This is a genomic window from Pseudomonas sp. 43(2021), from assembly GCF_017490805.1.
Classification (GTDB): Bacteria; Pseudomonadota; Gammaproteobacteria; order Pseudomonadales; family Pseudomonadaceae; genus Aquipseudomonas.
Window position 1 is genome coordinate 1 of record NZ_JAFGYJ010000436.1, and the last position, 467, is coordinate 467.

Below are 467 nucleotides of genomic sequence, written 5' to 3' on the forward strand. Positions count from 1 at the left end.
GGACCCAGGTCACCGCCTACCAGACCAATGCCTACGACGCCGCCAACCGCGTGCAATACCTGACCAACGCAGGCTCGGTGCGCTCGCGTGGCATCGAGTTCGAAAGCACCTTGGTGCCGCTGCGTGGCCTGACCCTGAATTTCAACGGCTCGTACAACGACGTCAGCTACCTCTCGTACAAGGATGCGCCGTGCCCGCCGGAAGTCAGCCAGGCCCCGGGTGCGCCGGCCTCGTGCGACCTCAGCGGCCATCAAGTGGTCGGCGCGTCGAAATGGATCGGCAACGCCAACGGCGAATACAAATGGAATCTGGCTAACGGCTTCGAACCCTACGTCACCGGCAGCTACGCGTTCCGCTCCAAAGCGGTGGGTACGGTCGAGGATTCCGACTACGGGCAGATCCCCAGTTACGCGGTGGTCAACCTATCCACTGGCTTGCGCGGTGATTTCAATCAGGGCCAGTGGGAC

Annotated in this window: 1 protein-coding gene; it reads left to right on the forward strand. The window is 62.7% G+C overall.

Annotation, left to right across the window (positions count from 1 at the left end; translation table 11 throughout):
- A partial coding sequence (locus J5M71_RS28035; protein ID WP_207838840.1) for a TonB-dependent receptor occupies positions 1-467 on the forward strand: 467 nt, incomplete at both ends.